3 protein-coding genes are annotated in these 4,856 nt (G+C 44.6%); 2 read left to right on the top strand and 1 reads right to left on the bottom strand.

Going from position 1 to position 4,856, the window contains the following annotated elements; genetic code table 11:
• Window positions 1–228 precede the first annotated feature (228 nt).
• Window positions 229–2,322, bottom strand: a complete 2,094-nt coding sequence (locus IID12_09765; GenBank protein MCH8289373.1) for a M28 family peptidase — start codon at window positions 2,320–2,322, stop codon at window positions 229–231.
• Window positions 2,323–2,570: 248 nt separating this feature from the next.
• On the opposite strand from IID12_09765, the gene IID12_09760 reads away from it, so the two are divergent.
• A complete protein-coding gene (locus tag IID12_09760; protein MCH8289372.1) occupies window positions 2,571–4,343 on the top strand; it encodes a hypothetical protein in 1,773 nt (590 codons plus the stop codon).
• A gap of 21 nt (window positions 4,344–4,364) precedes the next feature.
• Entirely contained in the window at window positions 4,365–4,508 is a 144-nt protein-coding gene (locus tag IID12_09755; GenBank protein ID MCH8289371.1) for a hypothetical protein, read from the top strand.
• The last annotated feature ends 348 nt before the right edge of the window (window positions 4,509–4,856 follow it).

The raw sequence follows: 4,856 nt of genomic DNA, 5'->3' as shown, positions 1-4,856 counted from the left end.
TATTTAGTCATAACACAGGTTCAAGTGAAGCAGAAATACTGAATATACTAAACGGATTTGTTTGGGCTTATCTAGAACCTACAGATGACCAAAAAACTCGTTTGAACAAAAAATTAGAGATAATGGGGTTTGGACAGAAAAAAAATTAGTAAATAGCTTGAAGCACAAGTATTGGAGGATTAAGAACAGTTAGTATAGGTTGCTAGATATTGTGTTAAACATAGAATTCTACATCTTCACTAACCCCGCGTGTTTGAGTAACTCAAGATAGTTCAGGACGTCACGCACTTCCGTCGGCGATTTGAACTCGGCATCGAGGATCTGCGTTATCTCAAGCGCGTTATGTTTGCCGTCAATCAGACGGCGGAGCTCGCTGACCTTTTTCTTTCCGATGGTATAATATTTCTTCTCGGTTTCTTCGCTTAAAAGAGCTGTGGAGGGCAGGTCGGTTCCCATGTAACCCTCTACCAGAGCGGTTGGTTTCGGAACTACCGAGCGGGCGTTCTTTTCCGCCGCGGTCAAAGTCAACCGGGATCTCCGCACCCCTTTTGAATCGGCTCTCTGCTCGTAATACGACCGGAGCCGTTTTTCCATTGCCGGTCCCGTTTTTGAGCTGAAATCTTTTGAAAGATCCGAGATGTATCTATTTACGCTCTTACTTTTTGATGCTAATTCACCGACGGATTTTACGGTTTCCGATTGTTGGTTTACCGCCTGTTTGAGGACGTTAGCCGCCCGCTTGTAGGCTGCTGCGAGTTCAGCCGGTTCCGCTGAGTTGAGCATCTCCGTAGCGCGTTTATATTCTCTTCCGAGCCTTCCCATGCCGAATGAATAGGCATCCGAGGCGATTTTCATAGCCATTTCATCATCGGCGTTGGCTATGACATACCCGGAAACCCCGTTGATGAACGCCGCTCGTTTCATTTGAGTGGGGTCCATATTGACCGGGCGGTCGGAAGAAGAGTGATAGTACATGTCAGGCCAGGTTATCGGCATAACAGCGGGCACTCCGACCCCCCAGTCAAGAAAGACAGTATGGTCGGATGAACCATAGTGATAGTCGATATTATAGTAGAACGGGTCCCGCGAACCTGTGGGCGCCATGATCGGTTTTGTGAATTTTATCGGCCGGTTGTTAAGTATCTCCCTGTTCGTATGAGCGACATATTCTATCAGGTTTTGTACAACGTCGTTGAGATAACTCGGTCTGCTGAAGGGGGTGCGTTGAAGGTTATAACTGCCTCCATATTTAGATATATGCGCTCCGACCATATCGAGGTTTAGATTTACCAGCATATTATCCACAATGTCGAGGTGCTTTTTAACCCACGGGATCAAGCCGTGAATTTCGGGTACCCAGATGAAGTGGATCGTCCGTCGCGGGCGTTCGATCATACCGTTTTTCATCAATTGTAGATAGGTTCTTCCGATTTCAAGAATCGCGGCGCTTCCGCTGATATTGTCGTTTGCGCCCTGTTTCGTTACACCCTCGAATAGATGTGCGGAGAAAATAATTGACTCTCCGGGGAGGTCTCTGCCACGGATCGATGCGAAAACTACGTTATGCCTGTTAGGTTGTATTGAGGTTTTCACGACTGCTTTGACCCTTATCATTTCTCCTTTTTCAAGTCTTGAGCGGAGCTCGTTTCCCCTCCGGTAACCGAGATTGAACGCGAATTTTAGTTTTGACGCATCCCCCTCCAAGCCGAACCATGGAATCTGATCAGGGTCGAACACCGGGTGTATTGAAGCATAGGAAACAACTCCCGCGGCGCCCTTATCGATGACTGCGATCTTATGAATAGAATTCGGATTACCGTAACCAAGAACGATTTTGTCTTTAACATCAATCCCCTCATAATCGGATTCTTTTGTGCCGCTGCCGACGTAAACGAGCTCGGCGGTCAGGTTTGCCGATCTGCTTCCCTTTGCGAGGACAGCTTTCTGATCGTCATAGTCCGCAATTTCATTAAGATTAGGAGATATTTCCCAGAGTTCTCCTATTTCGCCGTCCCAGATAGAATCGGCATCAAAATATTCGAGTTCAACCGAGTCAAATCCGTACTCCTTTGCTTTATTATAAACGTAACTTGCTTCACGATAAGTGGAATTGTATTCTTCCGGTTTTCTGTCATGATTGTAAGCCGCCATCTCATACACATGACTCATGGCGATCTCACCCGAAATTTCTCCGATGAACCGGTCGACAAGAGTGTCGGGAATGAGTGTTTTATAATGCCACGGCGCAATCTGTCCCGAAACGGGATCAATCAGGATGATAAGAAATAGAAATTGCAGCAAAACTATCTTTTTGAGTATCATATCCGCTCCCTGAAATAAAGATACTATTTAGTGTCATTGATTCTGAACGGAATTGAATTTAACAGTTGCCGTAACTTTTCCAAGAAAATTCATGCCTTCTCTTCTTCTAATCTCTGCATGATGAAGATTCTGAGGAAAGAGAAGGCAACAAATCGGGTAAGAATCTCGTACATAGCATATCTGACAACCGTTGGAGCGGCGCATAGTCAGAAGAAAATAACAAAATTACACAAAGGATAGTATAAGATATGCAGAGATACATAGTATATGGTATAGCTATAACATTCCTGCTTGGAATGGCATTAGATCCTGATTCAGTGCCGGCTCAGGATAAAACTCTTGTGAGAATAGACGATATATATCCGGAGGACTTGCGTTTAGAGGGGTTTGAACTTGATGCGAATCGGGAAATTGCCATAAAGGCGGTCGGATTTTATTATCGCGATGAAGGAATCAGGATTTTACTGGGTAATGCATGGATATTGGATTCTAAGACAAGAGATGTCGTTTGGGACCTTGCGGATTCAAGATCAAGGTCTCGAAGACGAGGGCTGATAGAATTTTCGGATGAAATCTCTCTTCCAAAAGGAAGTTATGAAGTTTACTTCGCGTCTTATCCGATCAGATCGCTGACTGATGTGAATTTGGAGGATTTAAAGGATTTAGGAGAAATTTTAGGTTCTTTATTCAGGGGTTGGTTTAAAGGGGACCGCAATTCGTATCGTAAGGATGTGCTGGATCTATACACGGATTTTAAGATTGTAGTTACCGGCAATGGGGAAAGTGTCGATAGGGACGATATATATGCATATCACGATAAATATAAGAGCGAATCACTTGTGTGGATCAGCGGATACAAAAAGAACACTCTCAAAAATATCGGACTTATTGCCAACAAACCGGTCGAATTGGACGTCTACTCTATAGGCGAGGTTATGAGCGATGGAAAATACGATTACGGATGGATATATGACCTCGATTCGAGGGAAAAAGTTTGGGAATTGTCCTATCGGCGCTCGGAAGCTGCAGGAGGCGCGAAAAAGAACAGGATGAATAAAAGCAGGGTCAGACTTGAAAAAGGAAGATATGTCGTATCATACGCAACCGACGCTTCACATTCTCCGAGAAGATGGAACTCACAACCGCCGTACGATCCGGAATTTTGGGGATTACTCGTCAGGCTGAAAAATAAAAACGACCGCAAAAAGGTCGAATTTTTTGAATATGACAACTTCACGGATGAAAGAATGGTCGTTGACATGACGAGAATGCGCAACGGTGAGATGAATTCATACGGTTTTACTTTAAAAAAGGATATGAAACTGAACGTGTATGCCGTCGGCGAAGGCACGAAAGGAGAGATGTCCGATTACGGCTGGATAATCGACGCTGATAACCGCGAACGAATCTGGGAGATGAATTACAGGGATACGGAACACGCGGGCGGCGCAGATAAAAACAGAGTTTTTGATTCAGTAATAAGCTTTTCGAAGGGAAACTACATAGCGTACTTCGTAACGGACGGCTCCCATTCATATAGAATGTGGAACACCTCTCCGCCCTCTGATCAAGAAGCCTGGGGTATGAGATTGATATCGTTGGATCCTAAGTTCAAAAAAGACAGCGTTGAAAAATACGAAGAGAAAGAAAACAAAAACATATTAGCGCAAATCGTTAATGTAGGTGACGACGAGATGGTATCTGCGAGGTTCAATCTTGACAGGAGAACAAGAGTAAGAGTTTACGCTGTAGGAGAGGGGAGAAGGGGGCATATGCACGATTTCGGGTGGATCGAGAACGTCCGATCCGGTAGGACAGTATGGGAGATGACCTACCGCATGACCGATCACGCCGGAGGAGCGAAAAAGAACAGAATGTTTGACGGTACTATCGTATTAGAGCCGGGCGAATACGTAGCGAGATATGAAACGGATGATTCGCATTCATTTAACGACTGGAATGCATCCAGACCCTACGATCCGTTCAACTGGGGGATTACGGTCAGGATAGCTGAAAAATAATAAAAACAGGCTGGTAATACGATGAAATATTTACGGACAGTGATCCCGGCGCTCTTGGTTTTCGCCGGTTCGACACACGGCTCGGTCGATAATCTGAACGATGGAAATTTCGTTCAGACGGACAGGCAGTATTTCATGAAATTCCAGTACCTGTTCAGGATTTGAATTAATAAGTGTGAGCGAGCAAGGGTGTAAGTAAACTGCGGTCAGGGCAAGCCCTGACTCGCACGTAAGTTCCAGTACCTGTTCAGGATTTAGGGAGCGCATTGTAATACGAAAAGAAGCCCGCCTTAGCCGGGCTTCTTTGTTTTAGTTCAAATTAATACTTTTAACAGAATGAAAATGTACCGAAAACGGTAGAGATAGCAAAATGAATTCTCTCTTTTGTCAAAGAGATCAGAGTTTTATATTCACACGGCCTGGCAACTCGTTGGGCTCATAACCCAAAGGTCGTAAGTTCCTCCAGAGGAATTGCCAATGAAAAATCCTATTTGATACGAACAAATGTCTTAT

Source organism: Candidatus Neomarinimicrobiota bacterium, from assembly GCA_022567655.1.
Classification (GTDB): domain Bacteria; phylum Fidelibacterota; class SORT01; order SORT01; family SORT01; genus JADFGO01.
Note: the sequence above shows the minus strand (reverse complement) of the source record. Positions and strands in the feature narration are given on the sequence as shown.

What these genes read in the sequence shown, in the direction of transcription:
- IID12_09755 (MCH8289371.1), top strand. Translation starts at nt 4,365, where the DNA reads ATGAAATATTTACGGACAGTGATCCCGGCGCTCTTGGTTTTCGCCGGT.
- IID12_09760 (MCH8289372.1), top strand. Translation starts at nt 2,571, where the DNA reads ATGCAGAGATACATAGTATATGGTATAGCTATAACATTCCTGCTTGGA.
- IID12_09765 (MCH8289373.1), bottom strand. Translation starts at nt 2,322, where the DNA reads ATGATACTCAAAAAGATAGTTTTGCTGCAATTTCTATTTCTTATCATC.